The sequence below is a fragment of the Paenibacillus sp. FSL L8-0158 genome, assembly GCF_038592965.1.
GTDB lineage: Bacteria > Bacillota > Bacilli > Paenibacillales > Paenibacillaceae > Paenibacillus > Paenibacillus polymyxa_D.
The window spans coordinates 2,468,914-2,487,866 of record NZ_CP151949.1; the positions used below are offsets into that span (position 1 = coordinate 2,468,914).

The window sequence follows — 18,953 nt, forward strand, 5'->3', positions numbered from 1 at the left end:
TATTTAAATGATGTTTGTTTCCAGCATGCCTTCGAGATCTTCTTTGGTAAGATGGTAGTGTGCGTTACAAAAGTGGCAATGAGCTTCAGCCTGTCCATCGGTATGAATCATATCTTCTATTTCCTTATTCCCTAAGCTGATAATGGCATGGGTAACTCTTTCTTCTGAGCAGGGATAATGAAATTGTACAGGCATGGTTTCCAGTATGTTCAGGTTACTTTCTCCCAAAATCTGACCCAGAATCTGCTCTGGTGTAAGACCTTCCATGACCATTGCGGAAATGCTTGGAATGCTCTCAATGCGTCTCTCGATAAAACTGATAACCTCTTCCTGCGTATCTGGCATCAGCTGAATAATGAAACCTCCAGCCGCCTGAATAGAGTTATCCGGGTTAACAATAACTCCCACTCCTACAGAAGAGGGAATTTGTTCGGATTGGACGAGATAAGATGTGAAATCCTCGCCCAGTTCACCCGATATGAGAGGGACTTGTCCAACAAACGGGTGTTTTAAGCCGATATCTTTAGATACAATTAGCGCTCCATCTGTTCCGACAGCTCTGGCGACATCTAATTTCCCTATCTGATTAAGCTCAAAATGGGTTTGTGGATTTTTTACATAACCTCTAACTTCACCTTTGGAGTTGGTATCGACAAGAATAGTGCCGATAGGTCCGCCACCGTTGATCCTGATCGTTAGTTTATCCTCATCTTTAAGCATGGCTCCCAGCATGACGCCGACCGTCATAGAACGTCCCAATGCAGCCGATGCTGTGGGCCAGGTATAATGACGCCGTTGAGCTTCACTTACCGTTTCCGTTGTTCTCACGGCATAAGCCCGTACCTGGTTATTGTAGGCAAGAGCTTTTACTAAATAATCGTTCATGTTTATATTCCTTTCTGTTAATTAGAGTTCTTTACAAGACCATTTTTTCCTGAATCCAGTTCCCCAAAGAAGTAATTTTGTCATCATATCCTTCTTTAAAAAAGTCAGCGGATAGTGACGCGATGGTTTCTCTTTTCAGAACGGCCTTCCAGGAGGCTTCGGCTTCTTCCATCAAATTTGCCAGTAAACAACACTGATCGTCTTTCTTTAATTCAAGCATTTCGTTGTATATGCCACTGGAAGAATAAAGGGTTTGTTGTCCCTCAATCGCTAGATAAATATCAAATACCCGTATATCCTCAGGTTTTTTCTTTAATTTGAACCCGCCCTTGACACCAGGCACAGAAGTAATCAAATCGGAGCTAACCAATTTTCGTAACAGTTTATGAAAATAAGTAGGTGAAGCACCTAACTGCTGGCTAATGGCCTCCCCAGGTAAAACGGCTTTGTCCGGCAGCATCGTGAGTAGAAGAAGAGCGTAGACAGATTGTTCGACACCTGTTTTCATATGCACTAGCAATCACCTCAATATTTATAACCAGGCTAACGTGGATAACCATTATCCACATATATTGCATAATAGATGAGCTTTTCATAAAAGTAAACTGATTTTTGATAAAAACTAAAAATTTAAATCATTTGCAATTCATAACGGGACACATTATCATAATTGACGTATCAATTGATGGGTCAAAGAATTAAGGCGTTGAGGGAAATACGTAAAATAATATTTTGACAGGGGGTTTATATATAATGACTACGCGGAACGTTGCACTATCTATATTAGATCTTGCACCTGTCATTGAAGGCGGCACTCCTGCCGATTCCTTCCGCGACACGGTGGATCTTGCCCAGATGCAGAACAATGGGGGTACCATCGGTACTGGCTAACGGAGCATCATAACATGCAGGCAGTTGCTAGTGCGGCTACGTCCCTGATCATCGGGCATGTAGCTGCACATACAAACAAGATTCGGGTCGGTTCAGGCGGTATTATGCTGGCTAACCATGCTCCACTCATGATTGCGGAGCAGTTTGGAACGTTAGAGTCGCTCTATCCGGGTCGAATTGATCTGGGACTTGGCCGTGCTCCAGGCACGGATCAACCCGCGATGAGGGCACTGCGGCGAGGGCTTCACAGTACTGGGGAAGATTTCCCCGAGCAATTGAATGAGCTGCGTTCTTACCTGAATCCAGCGCTAAACGGAGCTGTTCCGGGAGTAAGAGCGATTCCTGGGGAAGGACTGAACATTCCCATCTGGTTACTGGGATCAAGCGGATTCAGCGCACAGCTGGCAGGTCAGCTTGGGTTGCCGTTCGCGTTCGCCAGCCACTTTGCCCCGGCTCATTTGCTACAGGCTTTAGAGTTGTATCATCGCAATTTTCGGCCATCCAAAGCACTGGATAAGCCCTATGTGATGGTCGGTGTTAATGTGCTTGTTGCAGATTCTGATGAGGAAGCGAAATGGCTCTTTACATCACAAGAACAACAGTTTCTAAATGTGCTGCGCGGGTATAGCGGAGGACTGAAGCCACCAGTTGAGGACATGGAGAAACTCTGGAGTGAGCAGGAAAAGGAGGCGGTTCGTGGTAATATGCTGGGGTATTCAGCCATCGGCAGTCCTGACACCGTCAAGCAAAAGATGGATTGGATACTAGAGCCAATGAGCTGATTACAACCTCTCAGGTATATGATCATCAAGCGCGCCTGCGCTCGTATGAGCTGCTAGCCAAAGTAATGCGAACAGACGAGTAGTTGGTCAAACCATAAGGCCGTGCTGGAAAAGGTTCTCATAACCTGATCCTGACATGGCTTTATTATATTTTAAAGCTTATATTTACGAATCAAATAGGTTGGGGTGCACCCTCCACGCGTGACAGTAGCTGTTGATCAGATAACTGCCGTAGGGTGAAAAGGCTTTGTTAGGGGGATCGCTTTTCGGGAGCTTGTTCAAACCCAACGTATACTGTACGCAGAGACGCTACTTAGCTACGATCAGAATGATTAAAGCCTGGTGCAATCCGACAATTCAGCATTATGATTTATCATCTCTCACATATTCGCTTAACGAAAAGCTTGTCTTCCACGACTTGAACCTCACAAATATAAGGTGCATATATTATCAAGCAAGTTGGTCCATAAGCTTTGAGTTTGAAAGGGGAAGAGCACGTGATAATCCATGTTTATGCTTTATGCTGGAATGAAGAAAAAATGCTCCCGTTTTTTTTTAAGCACTATGATAATATAGCGGATCAATACTATATTTTCGATAACGGCTCAACTGATAATTCTATATCCATGTTAAAGGAAAATCCCAAAGTTGTTATAGATAGATTCGAAATAGAAGGTAATTCTCTCGTGAAATCAGCACAAGATAAATTCAATCAATTTTGGAAAGGAAGCAGAGGAAAGGCAGACTGGGTTATTGTCTGTGACGCTGATGAACATTTCTATCATCCTAACCTTAGAACATATCTGCAAGAATGCACCTCTAAAGGGATAACGTTGATTGTCCCTGATGGTTATGAGATGGTTTCTGATTTTTTTCCGAGTAGCGATCAACCATTACATGAGACGGTAAGAAATGGTGTAAGAAGTCAAACGTACGATAAGCCTCAAATATTTAATCCAAATACGATACAAGAAATAAATTTCAGTCCTGGCAGGCATACTGCTTCACCTATAGGGGACGTCAAAAAGCCATCTAACAATGATGTTTTATTGCTACATTATAAATACTTGGGACTTGACTATATAAATTCACGTTTCCCGGCTTTAAAACAAGGGCTGCGAGAAGGGGACACAGCAAATAGATGGGGATTTCATTATTTATGGGATGAAAAACAAAGGTTGGAACAATTCGAGGAATTAAAAAATAAATCTGTTAGAGTGTTGTAGATTTACAAGGATAAAGGCACCTTTTTTCTCAGGGGGGCCTTTATCCTTTTTATGATTGGAAATGAATTGAAGAATCAGCTTACTTAGTGCTCGGACACTACCTTTTAATATCCCCGGAATTTAAAAAGGCTTGAATAAGTAGATATCTATTTTATTTTTAATAGGCAACCAAACAATCAAATGAAACTAATTACTAATATGATAATGGAACTACAGTAATCCTATTCTGTTCTATATAGATTGAACTGCAAAATAAATATAGTGTATTTAAACTCAAATATAAATTTTTAAAGTTCGATATATATATAGTATTTTTATATGATATGGATTTGTAGTTAATAAATAGGAAAGGGGAGACCAACTAAATGGCTGTATTATCAACTGGACCTATTGAGAATAGTCCTGTTAGTGGGATCAGGCCTATCCAGCAGGTTACTGTTAAAATAATTAACCGCGATTTAGTCAATTCTTCAATTATTTTAATTCAGGGATACTTTTTAAATGGTTTACGAACATTGAATGCACTAGAACAAATAGCTTTAGCCCCCAATGCAGTTGTTACGAGAAATTATCTAGCGAACTTCGACGCATATGAATTCGTTTTTACCACAAGCGGTTTGGCAGAAGAAAGTACTGATATTTCTGTTTGGGGAAAAAACGGGAGTGGTACAATCATTGGTGCTCAGCGTATTGTTGCGGATGAGCAGTTAGAGTCTTAAAACTCAACAAATGCACAGAGGTAAAGCCACAATCATATCACATGTTTTAGAAATAAAATAGAGGGAACATGATCTTGAGAAAGACCTCATTGTTTACAAGAAAAGCTTGCTTTTACTAGAAAGGAGGGAATATCTAAATGGCAGTATTATCTACTGGACCCATTGCAAACGATCCTGTTCTAGGAGTCAGACCCACCCAACTGGTCACAGTAAAAATAGATAACCGAGATTCTGTAAATTCTTCTACTGTTTTGATCGAGGGTTTTATTTTAAACGGCAGTAGAACAGTATATGTACAACAACTAGTTGTAGTGGGACCAAATGCGGTTATAACTAGGAATTTCTTTGCAAATTTAGACGCATTTGAATTCGTGTTTACCACAAGCGGACCAGCAGTGAATGAAACTCAAATTTCTGTTTGGGGTAAAGATGCATTGGGGCAATTAGTACCTGCGCATCGGTTAGTATCTGATGAACTTTTAGGAACCGATCAAGGCGTCCAAGGACCTCAGGGTGTTCAGGGAGCCCAAGGCGACCAAGGACCTCAGGGTGTTCAAGGCGTTCAAGGTGATCAAGGACCTCAGGGTGTTCAAGGCGTCCAAGGTGACCAAGGACCTCAGGGTGTTCAAGGAGCCCAAGGCGACCAAGGACCTCAGGGTGTTCAGGGAGCCCAAGGCGACCAAGGACCTCAGGGTGTTCAGGGCGTCCAAGGTGACCAAGGACCTCAGGGTGTTCAGGGCGTCCAAGGCGATCAAGGACCTCAAGGAGTTCAAGGAGCCCAAGGCGACCAAGGACCTCAGGGTGTTCAAGGAGCCCAAGGCGACCAAGGACCTCAGGGTGTTCAAGGCGTCCAAGGCGTCCAAGGTGACCAAGGACCTCAAGGAGTTCAGGGCGTACAAGGCGACCAAGGACCTCAAGGAGTTCAAGGCGTACAAGGTGACCAAGGACCTCAGGGTGTTCAGGGCGTCCAAGGTGACCAAGGACCTCAGGGTGTTCAAGGAGCCCAAGGCGACCAAGGACCTCAGGGAGTTCAAGGCGACCAAGGACCTCAGGGAGTTCAAGGTGACCAAGGACCTCAGGGCGTACAAGGCGATCAAGGACCTCAAGGTGTCCAAGGCGATCAAGGACCTCAGGGCGTTCAAGGTGATCAAGGACCTCAAGGAGTCCAAGGCGATCAAGGACCTCAGGGCGTTCAAGGCGTCCAAGGCGACCAAGGACCTCAAGGAGTTCAAGGTGACCAAGGCCCTCAAGGCGTCCAAGGCGACCAAGGACCTCAAGGTGTTCAAGGAGCCCAAGGTGACCAAGGACCTCAAGGAGTTCAAGGCGTGCAAGGTGACCAAGGACCTCAGGGCGTACAAGGCGACCAAGGACCTCAAGGAGTCCAAGGTGACCAAGGACCTCAGGGTGTTCAAGGAGTTCAAGGCGACCAAGGACCTCAGGGCGTTCAAGGTGACCAAGGACCTCAAGGAGTCCAAGGTGACCAAGGACCTCAGGGTGTTCAAGGAGTTCAAGGCGACCAAGGGCCTCAGGGCGTCCAAGGCGACCAAGGACCTCAGGGCGTCCAAGGTGACCAAGGACCTCAGGGAGTTCAAGGCGATCAAGGTGACCAAGGACCTCAAGGAGTTCAAGGCGTGCAAGGCGACCAAGGACCTCAGGGTGTTCAGGGCGTTCAAGGCGACCAAGGACCTCAAGGAGTTCAAGGCGTACAAGGTGACCAAGGACCTCAGGGTGTTCAGGGCGTCCAAGGTGACCAAGGACCTCAGGGTGTTCAAGGAGCCCAAGGCGACCAAGGACCTCAGGGAGTTCAAGGCGACCAAGGACCTCAGGGAGTTCAAGGTGACCAAGGACCTCAGGGCGTACAAGGCGATCAAGGACCTCAAGGTGTCCAAGGCGATCAAGGACCTCAGGGCGTTCAAGGTGATCAAGGACCTCAAGGAGTCCAAGGCGATCAAGGACCTCAGGGCGTTCAAGGCGTCCAAGGACCTCAGGGAGTTCAAGGTGACCAAGGACCTCAGGGCGTACAAGGCGATCAAGGACCTCAAGGTGTCCAAGGCGACCAAGGACCTCAGGGCGTTCAAGGTGATCAAGGACCTCAAGGAGTCCAAGGCGATCAAGGACCTCAGGGCGTTCAAGGCGTCCAAGGCGACCAAGGACCTCAAGGAGTTCAAGGTGACCAAGGCCCTCAAGGCGTCCAAGGCGACCAAGGACCTCAAGGTGTTCAAGGAGCCCAAGGTGACCAAGGACCTCAAGGAGTTCAAGGCGTGCAAGGTGACCAAGGACCTCAGGGCGTACAAGGCGACCAAGGACCTCAAGGAGTCCAAGGTGACCAAGGACCTCAGGGTGTTCAAGGAGTTCAAGGCGACCAAGGACCTCAGGGCGTTCAAGGTGACCAAGGACCTCAAGGAGTCCAAGGTGACCAAGGACCTCAGGGTGTTCAAGGAGTTCAAGGCGACCAAGGGCCTCAGGGCGTCCAAGGCGACCAAGGACCTCAGGGCGTCCAAGGTGACCAAGGACCTCAGGGAGTTCAAGGCGATCAAGGACCTCAAGGAGTCCAAGGCGATCAAGGACCTCAAGGAGTTCAAGGCGACCAAGGACCTCAAGGAGTTCAAGGCGACCAAGGACCTCAGGGCGTACAAGGCGACCAAGGAGTTCAAGGCGTGCAAGGCGACCAAGGACCTCAAGGAGTCCAAGGCGATCAAGGACCTCAAGGAGTTCAAGGCGACCAAGGACCTCAAGGAGTTCAAGGCGACCAAGGACCTCAAGGAGTTCAAGGCGACCAAGGACCTCAAGGAGTTCAAGGCGACCAAGGACCTCAAGGAGTCCAAGGTGACCAAGGACCTCAAGGAGTTCAAGGCGACCAAGGACCTCAAGGAGTCCAAGGCGATCAAGGACCTCAGGGTGTTCAGGGCGACCAAGGACCTCAAGGAGTTCAAGGACCGCAAGGCGACCAAGGCCCTCAGGGAGTTCAAGGCGTCCAAGGCGAACAAGGACCTCAAGGAGTTCAAGGACCGCAAGGCGACCAAGGCCCTCAGGGAGTTCAAGGCGTCCAAGGCGAACAAGGACCTCAAGGAGTCCAAGGACCGCAAGGTGACCAAGGACCTCAGGGCGTTCAAGGACCACAAGGTGCTCAAGGCCCTCTAGGTCCACAAGGTGTTCAAGGCCCTCTAGGTGCTCAAGGCCCTCTAGGTCCACAAGGTGCTGGAGGCCCTCAAGGAGTTCAAGGACCACAAGGTGACCAAGGACCTGAAGGACCACAAGGCGACCAAGGACCTCAAGGTGACCAAGGACCTCAGGGTGTTCAAGGACCGCAAGGCGACCAAGGCCCTCAGGGAGTTCAAGGCGTCCAAGGCGACCAAGGCCCTCAAGGAGTTCAAGGCGTGCAAGGCGACCAAGGACCTCAGGGTGTTCAAGGACCGCAAGGTGACCAAGGACCAGCTTAAGGTCAAGGTATATTTAGAGGACTCAAAAGTTATTTATAACTTTTGGGTTCTTTTTTTGTCTTAAGTTCATGTTTGCAGTTCTGCTGTAACGAAAAAAAACCTTTGTCGAAGTCTCATGGAAATGATTCAGAGAGACTTCGGCAAAGGTATTGGAAAATAATTGTTGGCTAATATTCTAATCAGCCTTGTTGTAATTTAGGGCAACACAACCACTTTCTCTTTGCAGGACGCAACAAATTTTCCATATTGAATACAAGTTTCTAATGAATCATTTGGCTCCATAGGCCACCATCGTATGGCTCCCCTGGGAGCTTTGGAGGCATAGGTTTCGATTTCTGATGGAATTCGACCTACAACCACAATTTCAATCTCCCTAAAGTTGTTTTCAATGCCCTTTTGGAGTGTCTTAATTAATTGGGTATGCTCTATTTCAGGGCAGGGATGGGGGATAGGGAACAATATCGAGAATCTTGAAGTATCTTCTTGAATAACATGAGCAGATTTCCGGGCGGGATCATCCGTAGAAGTCTCCCAAATACGACGATAAGGCAATAGCTCTGGTAAATCGAGCTCTTTCAATCTCATTTGGATCCTTTGAAAATAGCATCTATATAGTTCCCTTACAAGAACCTGAATCTGCTTATTTCTGAGAAATGTAGTGTTATTTCCATGTTCGTTACGATATTGGATATATATCAAATCGGGGATGTTTACAAATTTAGTACAAAGAAACGTCCGGACCAGCATATCGTAATCATCTGCTACCAGTAGTTCATTGCGATGGCCTCCGATCAGATGGTAACAGTCCCTCGTCCACGCACGGGGATGATTGGGTAAACCGACCAAATGTCGAATGGTTTTGCCATTAATGGTCGTATGTTTTTGTACATTTTGCCATCTGTTCATTTCATGCAGCCAGACTCGATAATGAACACTGTAGCCAAAGCCACAATCCCAGCCATACCAATGTGCATGATTGCTCCCTGCATACACTTCAGCACAATCCCCATAAACAAAGCCACAGTCAGGGTTTTGTTGAAATGCTTTGACGATTTTCTCCAGGCAGTCAGGAGTTAGCTCATCATCATGATCGACTTCTACCAAAATTTCCCCTGTACATAGACCTGCTGCAAACCTTTTGATAGCCCCTATATAACCATTGCGGGAATCCTGGCGATATCTCCGCACACGGTGATCCTCTAAAGGGAGTAAATACTCCTTGTACGTTTCATCTTCATCACCGGAATCATCCACGATTACCCATTCCCAGTTCTTGTAGGTCTGCTTCAATAAAGATTGATAAGGTCGTTGAATTTTTTCCTTTGATCTGTAGCTGGCAGTAAAGACGGATATTAAAGGTGTGTTTGAAGAAAAATGTGTTGGAGGAATCGTTCTATTCTCCGGCAGAGGATCTGTTGCCTTAAGCCAGCAGAAAAATAAATGCATAGGTTGAATTTCGTTTGGTGATTGGAAGTGCAACCAGCGTTTTTTTTCGTGACCAGGCAACGCTTTTAGTGCTGAAAATTCTCCCCACTCTTCTCCGATCGAGACGTAAACCCGAGGCTTTTGGAGGCTATTGTCTATAAGTGGTTGCTCAGCCTCATACAAGTTTATTGTAATGTGACTTTCTTCCAATCTATCTATCAATTCTTTTACATGATCCTTTAAAACCTTCTTCGATACAAATAAATGAGTTGTCAGTAGCGGAGTGAAATTCAATGACATGATCATTCCCCTTTACCAGTTTCGAACACCAACGAGAGGGAGGTGCCGTTCAGACGTAAGTTATTATTTTTATTGAAACAACCATTTTCCTGGCATCATTTTATTTCCCAGTAGTATATATGTATGTGTATGTGTTCGGGGATGTGAGGAAAATGCCAGCCCATATGAACATAGCGAATAAACCGTTTGAAACCTCCGACGTAAACACCTAAGCATAAAAGAAAGGTGGAGTAAGTGTGGAATGCCCATTAGTAAGTGTAGTTATACCTGCATATAACCGGCCGCATACACTAAAAATCGCCATCGACAGTGTATTGGAACAAACTTACCCGAACATCGAAATTATTATCTGTGATGACAGTACAACGAATGAAGTACAAGAAATGATTGATTCTTATTTAGATTCTTTTCCCCAAATTAAATATTATAAAAATGATAAAAATCTTTTTCTTGGAAATTGGCATAAATGTTTTGATTTGGCATCAGGTGAATATATCAATTACTTGATGGATGACGACATGTTTCATAAAGAAAAAATAGCAAGGATGCTCTATTTTTTTGAAAATTTCGAAAACATCACACTGGTTACCTCGTATCGGCAAACCATGAATGAATCAGGGGCTATTCTCCCACCGCTCTATGCAACGGAAAAGTTATACGAAGAAACAAGGATAATGGACGGAAGAATGTTGGCAAACGTTGCATTAACTCGTTGTTTAAATGTGATTGGTGAACCTACAACAGTGTTTTTCAAAAAAACAGATCTTATCGAACGGTTTGGAGTTTATAAAGGAAAACAGTATTCTCTTCTTAATGATTTAGCTTCCTGGTTGAACTTACTATCCAAAGGAAAAGCAGTTTATATTCCTGAAGCGCTAAGCTATTTTCGAATACATCCCAATCAAAATAATCAAACGCTTGGTCAAAATGCATTCACGGAATGGTTAGATATTATGATTGCCTCAAGAGATGATGGATTTCTTGATACTAACGATTTGTTTAAAACTGCACTTCATTCTTATCATGAACGTATAAAAGGCCGTCCACAATTTGTTGCAGATATCAAGCGAATTGAAATGATATTAAAAACATTGGAATCCTAAACTTGCTCATCCCATGTGCAAAGGAGGCTGGCTTATGTTTGAAATTCCCTTCTTACGACCTAGTTTAGTAAAAAAGGAACGATTTATTGCCAATTTCGAGAAAATAGAAGAGACGCGGATTTACTCCAATTATGGCCCCTTAAATAACCTGTTTGAAGAGCGAGTCATTGCGCAAATGTTTGATGGAATCGGTTCGGCTGTGACCGTTAGTAACGCTACCATCGGCTTGATTTTGGCGATCGCTCACAGCAAGCGACCACAGGGCAAATATGCAGTTATGCCAAGTTTTACTTTTGCTGCCACCCCACTTGCTGCTGAGTGGTGCGGGTTAGAACCTTACTTCCTTGACATTGAACCGGAGAATTGGCAAATGAACAGGGAGCAGTTAGAGCAGACAGTCAAGCTGCTGGGAGATGAGATTGCGGTAATCGTTCCTTATGCCACTTTTGGCACAGCCATTGATTTATCCGTATACAATAAGCTGCAGGAGCAGGGAATTCCGGTAGTCATTGATGCTGCTGCCAGTTTTGGAACTATGACTTCGGAGGAAGAAAACGCGCATTTTGGCAAAGGTTTCGGAGGAGCCGTCGTATATAGCTTTCATGCCACCAAATCCTTCGGTATTGGAGAGGGTGGCCTAGTATATAGTATGGATCAGGATCTCATCAAGCGGATTCGTCAGGCAGGAAATTTTGGTTTCTCCAGCAGCAGGGAGTCTGTCATCCAAGGTCTAAACAGTAAAATATCTGAGTATACCGCTGCTATCGCTTTAGCCACTCTTGATCATTTCAAGACTGTACGGGAGAATAGAAGGACTATCTACGAATATTATCTTCAAGAACTGCTCCAAGCAGACTTATTAGAACGAGGATGGTCTATACAAAAAACGCAAGGATCGGTTGTTCATCAATTTATCCCTATTCTTAGTCCAGATTCACACACGAATCAAGAGGTCGTTAAGTTATTAGCCTCTAATTCAATAGAAGCCAGAACCTATTTTTCTCCGGCGTGCCATCAGCAAAAACAATTCCAAAGTTATCTCCATTCTACTCTTCATGTTACCGAGCATATTGCCAAACATATTGTCAGCCTGCCCTTGTGGGAGGAGCTGGACGAGATGATCGTTCGAAGAATTGTGAACGTTCTAGGGAACTTGGGAAGAAAGGCGAGCGGATGAGAAAAATCGTTATCTGGGGATCGGGCGGACATGCGAGGGAAGTCAACTGGTTATGTGAAGAGCTGGGAGTTCATGTGACAGGTTTTTTAGACGAACGGCCTGAGACAAAAGGGCAGATCGTAAATGGCGTTCCTGTACTGGGAACGTTAAATGACATTGAAGCATTAAAATATGAGGTGGAGCTGATATGTGCGGGGGTGGGTGACCCGGCATTAAAGAAGCGATTCGTTCATCATACAATTCAAGCGGGATTTCGTATCGCAGCTCCGCTAATACATCCCCGTGTTCGCTTGTCTCGAAGAAACACCATTGGAGAAGGAAGCATGATCTTTGAAGGGGCTATCCTGACGGACAATATTAAAATCGGACAGCATGTAATTATCAATCGGAGTGTTAACGTGAGTCATGATGCGGTTATTGGCGATTATGTAACCATAGCCCCCGGCGTGAATCTGGCAGGTAACGTAACCATAGATGAAGGAGCCTATATCGGGGTCGGCGCCTCGGTACGAGAGAAATGTCACATCGGCTGTTGGTCTATGATAGGTGGAGGTGCCTTTGTTAAAGATGATATACCCAGCTTTACCATGGCTGCAGGTGTACCAGCAGTCGTTAAAAAACGACTTGATATGCCCTAAGCCTCCTTCCTTTGAACCAGAGCGCAATCAAATTCGTAGCAATATGCTTGGTAATGAAGTGATTTACCTGTCAAAAGGCCGTACCGGAAAAGGTCCTTATACCTGATCCGGCACGGCCTTATTATATTTTAAGCTAGACGAATATATTCCTTTTTAAGATGGATAAAATTAAAATTTATTTTTGATTATTTTTGTATTACTCATTTTCAAATCAAAACAAAAGTGTTATAGTCTCCATAAACAAAGAATAACCACTGTAATAAAGCATTTCAAAACTAAAACTAAACTTGGAGGTCTTTTTCCTATGGTACAAAGTCTGTGGATTTCTTCACAAGCATCTGAGCAGAAAAGCATGCTGGAACAGCTCGTATACCGTTCTAACCTAATTGGCACAGATAGGAGTGTGTGCAACTGGGGAGGCGGTAACACTTCGGCCAAAACGATGATACAAGATTTTCGTGGGCGTGAAGTAGAAGTGATGTACGTTAAGGGCAGCGGTTCCGATCTCGCAACAATGAAAGCGCATAACTTCACAGGGCTTCGTATGGAGGATATTCGTCCTTTATTTGAAAGGGAAGATATGTCTGACGAGGATATGGTCGCATATTTGGCGAACTGTATGATAGATGCCCGGCATCCACGGGCTTCAATTGAGACGCTATTGCATGCTTTTCTGCCTTTTACACATGTCGATCATACACACCCAGACGCGATTATTAGCTTGTGCTGTGCGCACAACGGTAAGGAAATGGCTAAGGAAATCTTCGGTGACCGTTTTGTATGGGTGCCTTATATCCGTCCTGGCTTTAAGCTGTCGAAAATGATTGCCCAAGGTGTAATCGATCATCCACAAGCTGAATTGGTATTGATGGAAAAGCATGGTCTGGTTACGTGGGGAGACACATCCGAAGCGGCTTATGCGAAAACAATCGAAATCATTCAAGAAGCAGAAAGCTATATTAAAGCTCGTCAAGAGGAAAAGCAGGCGTTTGGAGGCGTAAAATATAAAGCGCTTACTTCTGAAGAGCGCCGAAGCATTGCGTCCCAAGTTATGCCATCCGTCCGGGGTGCAGTCAGTGATGAGAAAAAGATGATCCTCACCTTTGATGACGCGGAGGATGTGTTGAAGTTTGTGAACGGCCGAGATTCTGCTGTTTTATCCCAGGTTGGGGCAGCATGCCCGGATCATCTGGTTCATACCAAGATGAAGCCACTCTATGTAGATTGGACACCGAATGTGGAGGACGTAGAGGGCTTGAAAGTTAAGCTCGCTGAGGGTATAGCGGCCTATAAGGAACAGTATCAAGCTTATTTCGAGGGCAATCGGCATGAGGGAGATGTTATGTTTGAGGCTGCGCCACGTGTAATTTTGATTCCGGGTATTGGTATGATCAACACAGGAAAAAGCTGGAGCAACGCGCAGGTAAGCGGTGCCTTGTATCATCGTGCTATTGCTGTCATGCGAGGAGCAACGGCGTTAGGAGAGTTTGTTTCGCTGAGTGAGAACGAGTCATATAACGTGGAATATTGGCCGCTGGAGCTTTATAAGCTGTCACTCGCACCAGCAGAAGCTGAATTTTCCCGTAAAATTGCGTTCATTACAGGCGGTGCGGGCGGAATTGGCAGTGCAACCGCACGTCGTTTGGTGGATGAAGGTGCACATGTCGTACTGGCAGACCTGAATCTGGAAGGCGCGCAAAAGGTAGCCGCAGAGATCAATAGTAGCTACGGAGAAAACCGTGCCATCGCCGTAAGAATGGATGTGACTCAGGAGGAGCAAATTCAGGCTGCCTATGCAGAAACGGCATTGACCTATGGCGGTGTAGATATCATCGTCAACAATGCAGGCCTTGCTACATCCAGTCCGTTCGATGAAACCTCATTAAAGGAATGGAATTTAAATGTGAATGTGCTGGGAACGGGTTATTTTCTGGTTGCACGAGAAGCGTTCAAGCTCATGAAGGAGCAGACACTTGGTGGCAGCATGGTGTTCGTCGGCTCCAAAAACTCGGTCTACGCAGGTAAAAATGTAACGGCATATAGCTCGGTCAAGGCGCTGGAAGCACATTTAGCCCGTTGTATTGCCGCAGAAGGTGGTGAACATGGTATCCGCGTGAACACCATTTTGCCGGATGCCATTCTGCAAGGCTCGGCAATCTGGAACTCCAATTGGCGCAACGAGCGCGCTGCCGCCTACGGCATCGAGCCCGACCAGCTGGAGGAGCATTACCGCAAACGGACGACGCTGCTGGTCAACATTTACCCGCAGGATATCGCCGAGGGCATTGCCTTTTTCGCCTCATCCAAGGCAGAGAAAACGACAGGCTGTATGCTGACCATCGACGGTGGCGTCCCCGCAGCATTTACACGCTAGCCGAATTAAAACGAACCTATGTAAGCCACATGACGATAGTTTCAAAGGGTTGTAAAACACTTTGGAAAACACGTAAATAAGCAATGTAACGTATTTACGTGTTCTCATCCTTTATATACACACTAACACTTTAAAAATAGAAGTGACTTTATGGGTGGTCAGCAGCGGAGCGGGCGGAATTGTTCTGAAGAAACGAAGTGTTCGCCTTTGCAACGGGATTTTAACCATATCATGTGTTATAAAATGAAAAATCCCGTTGCAACAGCGATCGGAAGAACAATCCGCACGCGAAGCGGCCTCCCGTAACTCACTTTATTTTCCTAGGAGGAACCACGATGAGTGACAAAGCGTACGCCTTATTCGAGGAGCAACAGCAACAACGGGGCATTGACCTGGAGCAAGTAAAGGCAAAGCTGAAAGCGCTTAGCATAGAAACACCATCCTGGGGATATGGCGACTCAGGTACACGGTTTAAAGTCTTTCAGAAAACAGGTGTGCCGCGTGATCCGTTCGAAAAGTTGGAGGATGCCGCGCAGGTTCATGCTGTGACAGGCTTATGTCCATCCGTTGCGATCCACATTCCGTGGGATACAGTAGATAATTACGGCAAGCTTCGCAGTCATGCCGAAAGCCTCGGTCTGCGGATTGGGGCAGTGAATCCCAATCTGTTTCAAGACGAGGACTACATGCTCGGCAGTGTCACCAATGTAGACCCGGTCATCCGCCGCAAAGCCATCAACCATTTGCTGGAATGCGTGGATATTGCGAAGGAAACGGGCTCTAACGATTTTAGCTTATGGTTCGCAGACGGAACGAATTATCCCGGTCAGGGGGATATTCGCAAACGGAAAAATTGGATGCTGGAAGCGCTCAGTGAAATGTATAAGGCGCTCACACCTGACATGCGCATGCTGATTGAATACAAGGCGTTCGAGCCAGCCTTTTATCATACGGATATTGCCGATTGGGGCATGGCGTACAATTACGCAACCAAGCTGGGGCCGCAGGCACAGGTGCTGGTGGATACAGGGCATCATCTGCCGGGAGCCAACGTGGAGCATATTGTCGCATTTCTAATTGATGAGCAGCGACTAGGTGGGTTTCATTTTAATAGCTATAAATATGCAGATGATGATCTGATTGTAGGTTCAGCCAATCCGTATGAGTTATTTTTGATCTTTTTTCAAATTTTAAATGCCGCTCAGGATATAGAAGCTGATATCCGCCAAACCGTGGACAAAATCGCATACTTGATTGATCAGTCGCACAATATTGAATCCAAAATCCCGGCCATGATTCGCTCCGTGTTGAATGTGCAGACTCAATACGCAAAGGCACTCTTGATTAATCATGCAGAGGTGGAAGATGCAGCAAACCGCCAGGATGTGCTGGGTGCAGAGGATGCTGTACGCCAGGCGTTTGAGTTTGATGTGGCACCATTGCTCAGAGCGATCCGTGAAGAGCAGGGATTACCTACAGACCCGATGAAAGCCTACTTGGCATCTAATTATGGCACGCAGATTTTACAAAGAGGCAAGGGTGGTGCAAGCTGGTGAGTATCCTCGCTTATGATTTGGGGGCAAGCAGTGGCAGGGTTCTACTCGGAGAATTGACAGATTCACGTATAGTGGTGGAGGAAATCCATCGCTTTTCGAATGATCCGGTCAAGGTTGGGGAACGTCTGCACTGGGATCTGTTGCGTCTGTATCACGAGGTTCAGCAAGGATTGCTCAAAGCCAAGCATATGGGAGTGAATCCGTCCAGTCTTGCGATTGACTCCTGGGCGGTCGATTTTGGGTTAATTGGGGAAACCGGAGAATTACTGGGGAACCCTTATCATTATCGGGATTGGCATACCCACGGGGTGATGGAAGGAATACAGGGACGGCTGGGAAAAGAGTTCATTTTTCAGCGTACAGGCATTCAGTTTTTGACGTTTAATACGATTTATCAGCTGGCTGCTATGCGAAATGCGAGTTCTCCGTTGTTGGAGCAGGCAAAGCATTTCTTGATGATTCCAGATCTGCTGAGGTATTTTCTGACAGGTGAAATGTACAATGAGTTTTCGAATGCGACCAGCACGCAATTATATAATCCGTTGCAGCAAAAATGGGATGATGAGCTTTTGTCTGGAATCAACATTCCCCGTTCCTGGTTTGGAGAGGTCCTAGAGCCAGGAAATGTTGCAGGAACGATCCGTTCCTCGGTCATGACCGATCTGGGCATCGGAGCGATTCCTGTGATTGCAGTAGCAGAGCACGATACGGGATCTGCTGTGGCAGCCGTACCTGCGCTGGAGCGCTCGTTTGCGTACTTGAGCTGCGGAACATGGTCCCTGATGGGAACGGAAACAGCACAGCCTGTAATCAATGACGATACGCTTCGTTTTAATTTTACGAACGAAGGTGGGGTCGGTCGAACTTACAGGCTGCTTAAAAACATTATGGGCTTGTGGATTTTACAGGAGGCGCGCAGAGAGTGGGAGCGGCAGGGATACTCCTATTCCTTCCCCGAACTGGTTCATATGGCAGAACAGGCTCCAGCATTCACTTCTTTGATTGACCCGGACGATGAACTGTTTCTGCACGCCGGGGATATGAAAACACGTATTCGCCAATATTGCCGCAACACTGGGCAGCCGTTGCCGGAGACGCCGGGAGAGATTACGCGCTGTATTTTGGAGAGTCTGGCGTTAAAGTATCGTTACATTTTGGAGCTTACGGAACGGGTGTCAGGACAACGGTTTAATGGTTTGCATATGGTCGGAGGAGGGATTCAAAATCGCTTGCTGTGCCAATGGACGGCCAATTCAATTCAAAAACCCGTGTGGGCTGGACCCGCAGAAGCGAGCGCAATCGGCAATCTTGCGGTACAATGGATGACACAGGGAAAGTTCGCCGATATATGGGAAGCACGCCGGGTCATCGCAGATTCTATTTCCGTGGAGGAATATGAACCTGCCGAGTCAGAAGCGTGGGAGGATGCCTACGGACAATTCCGGCGAGTGGCGGGACTTTTTGTACATTAAAGATGTGGAGTGAGATTGCCATGCTGGTCGCAGAAAGATATGAGATGATTGTGCAGCTCGTTAATGAAAAAGGAAGCATACGGGTGTCCGAATTGAGTGAGTTGTGCAAAGTAACGGAGGAAACGATCCGCCGTGATCTGGACCGCCTGGAGCAGGCGGGACGACTGCGCCGTTCGCATGGGGGAGCGGTCAGTGTCAAAAACGAGCAACCTGAAACGCCCTATACGGTACGGGAAATTATGAACGCAGAGGAAAAGCGTAGGATTGCCGAAGAAGCGGTCAAGCAGATTCAGCCGAATGATCGTATTTTGCTGGATGCTAGCACAACCGCCTGGTATATGGCGTCAAGCTTACCGGATATTCCTTTGACAATATTAACAAATTCGATTCGGGTAGCTACAGAGCTGGCGGGTAAGGAAAAAATCGAGGTCATTTCGACGGGGGGGCAGTTGCTTCAACGCTCGTTGTCATATGTAGGCCCGCTCGCAGAGCGTTCACTAGAAACCTATTATGTGGATAAATTGTTTTTCTCCAGCCAAGGGGTTCATCTGGATCGCGGTATTAGCGAATCGAATGAACTGCAAGCTCGTTTGAAGCAGAAAATGGTCAGCATTGCAGACCGTGTGATTTTACTGGCGGATGCGAGCAAATTTGGGCAGCAGGCGTTTACGCATGTCGTGAACCTGTCGCAAGTGTCCGAGATCATTACAGATTCACGGTTGTCGGACCCGATTCGCAGTCAACTTGCGGAGCTGGCTATTCCAGTTACGGTTGTATAAAGCGGGGAGTTTCCAAGGTGAAGGCCGCTTTGCGTTTCATTTAATCTTACGATCGCTGTTGCAGGGGAATTCTTTGATGATGTAAAAAAGTTATAAATGAGAATCCCCCTGCAAGCTTCTAAATTATCACTTCCCCGGATTTTTAGCATTGAGTAAAAAAATCTGGGGGCAACAGCGATGGGAAGC

General features: G+C 46.3%; 14 protein-coding genes and 1 pseudogene. 12 read left to right on the forward strand and 3 right to left on the reverse strand.

The genetic code is table 11. The features are described from left to right. Positions 1 to 3: 3 nt before the first annotated feature. Both hslO and NSQ68_RS11420 read right to left on the reverse strand, forming a co-directional pair. Entirely contained in the window at positions 4 to 885 is an 882-nt protein-coding gene (hslO, locus tag NSQ68_RS11415) for an Hsp33 family molecular chaperone HslO (RefSeq protein WP_342428860.1), read from the reverse strand. 31 nt (positions 886 to 916) lie between these two features. Then, positions 917 to 1,393 (reverse strand): Rrf2 family transcriptional regulator, encoded by a 477-nt coding sequence (locus NSQ68_RS11420; protein ID WP_342428861.1) that lies wholly within the window; start codon positions 1,391 to 1,393, stop codon positions 917 to 919. Between the two features lie 245 nt (positions 1,394 to 1,638). Here NSQ68_RS11420 and NSQ68_RS11425 point away from each other — a divergent pair. The 5 genes and pseudogenes from NSQ68_RS11425 to NSQ68_RS11445 all read left to right on the forward strand — a co-directional run bounded on the left by NSQ68_RS11425 (position 1,639) and on the right by NSQ68_RS11445 (position 8,007). Continuing rightward, a pseudogene (locus NSQ68_RS11425) lies at positions 1,639 to 2,641 on the forward strand (LLM class flavin-dependent oxidoreductase). A 414-nt stretch (positions 2,642 to 3,055) separates the two neighbouring features. Further along, complete coding sequence (locus NSQ68_RS11430; RefSeq protein ID WP_342428862.1) at positions 3,056 to 3,784, forward strand: glycosyltransferase family 2 protein; 729 nt, start codon at positions 3,056 to 3,058, stop codon at positions 3,782 to 3,784. 365 nt (positions 3,785 to 4,149) lie between these two features. Next, positions 4,150 to 4,503, forward strand: a complete 354-nt coding sequence (locus NSQ68_RS11435; protein ID WP_342428863.1) for a hypothetical protein — start codon at positions 4,150 to 4,152, stop codon at positions 4,501 to 4,503. 513 nt (positions 4,504 to 5,016) lie between these two features. Then, complete coding sequence (locus tag NSQ68_RS11440; protein WP_342428864.1) at positions 5,017 to 7,644, forward strand: hypothetical protein; 2,628 nt, start codon at positions 5,017 to 5,019, stop codon at positions 7,642 to 7,644. Between the two features lie 90 nt (positions 7,645 to 7,734). Further along, a complete protein-coding gene (locus NSQ68_RS11445; RefSeq protein WP_342428865.1) occupies positions 7,735 to 8,007 on the forward strand; it encodes a hypothetical protein in 273 nt (90 codons plus the stop codon). Positions 8,008 to 8,138: 131 nt separating this feature from the next. Here the strand turns inward: NSQ68_RS11445 and NSQ68_RS11450 are convergent, their stop codons facing one another. Then, entirely contained in the window at positions 8,139 to 9,668 is a 1,530-nt protein-coding gene (locus NSQ68_RS11450) for a glycosyltransferase (RefSeq protein WP_342428866.1), read from the reverse strand. Between the two features lie 236 nt (positions 9,669 to 9,904). On the opposite strand from NSQ68_RS11450, the gene NSQ68_RS11455 reads away from it, so the two are divergent. From NSQ68_RS11455 to NSQ68_RS11485, 7 genes are all read left to right on the forward strand, one after another. Continuing rightward, positions 9,905 to 10,771, forward strand: coding sequence for a glycosyltransferase family 2 protein (locus NSQ68_RS11455; protein WP_342428867.1), 867 nt, complete (start codon positions 9,905 to 9,907; stop codon positions 10,769 to 10,771). Positions 10,772 to 10,805: 34 nt separating this feature from the next. Continuing rightward, on the forward strand, positions 10,806 to 11,948 hold the full coding sequence (locus NSQ68_RS11460; RefSeq protein ID WP_342428868.1) for an aminotransferase class I/II-fold pyridoxal phosphate-dependent enzyme: 1,143 nt from the start codon (positions 10,806 to 10,808) through the stop codon (positions 11,946 to 11,948). Beyond that, entirely contained in the window at positions 11,945 to 12,586 is a 642-nt protein-coding gene (locus NSQ68_RS11465; protein ID WP_342428869.1) for an acetyltransferase, read from the forward strand. The genes NSQ68_RS11460 and NSQ68_RS11465 overlap by 4 nt, the downstream gene beginning before the upstream one ends. Before the next feature lie 304 nt (positions 12,587 to 12,890). Then, positions 12,891 to 14,960, forward strand: a complete 2,070-nt coding sequence (locus NSQ68_RS11470; protein WP_342428870.1) for a bifunctional aldolase/short-chain dehydrogenase — start codon at positions 12,891 to 12,893, stop codon at positions 14,958 to 14,960. A 335-nt stretch (positions 14,961 to 15,295) separates the two neighbouring features. Continuing rightward, complete coding sequence (gene rhaI, locus NSQ68_RS11475; protein WP_342428871.1) at positions 15,296 to 16,516, forward strand: L-rhamnose isomerase; 1,221 nt, start codon at positions 15,296 to 15,298, stop codon at positions 16,514 to 16,516. Beyond that, on the forward strand, positions 16,513 to 17,988 hold the full coding sequence (gene rhaB, locus NSQ68_RS11480) for a rhamnulokinase (protein WP_342428872.1): 1,476 nt from the start codon (positions 16,513 to 16,515) through the stop codon (positions 17,986 to 17,988). The genes rhaI and rhaB overlap by 4 nt, the downstream gene beginning before the upstream one ends. A 20-nt stretch (positions 17,989 to 18,008) precedes the next feature. Next, on the forward strand, positions 18,009 to 18,767 hold the full coding sequence (locus NSQ68_RS11485) for a DeoR/GlpR family DNA-binding transcription regulator (protein WP_069291831.1): 759 nt from the start codon (positions 18,009 to 18,011) through the stop codon (positions 18,765 to 18,767). Positions 18,768 to 18,953: the final 186 nt, after the last annotated feature.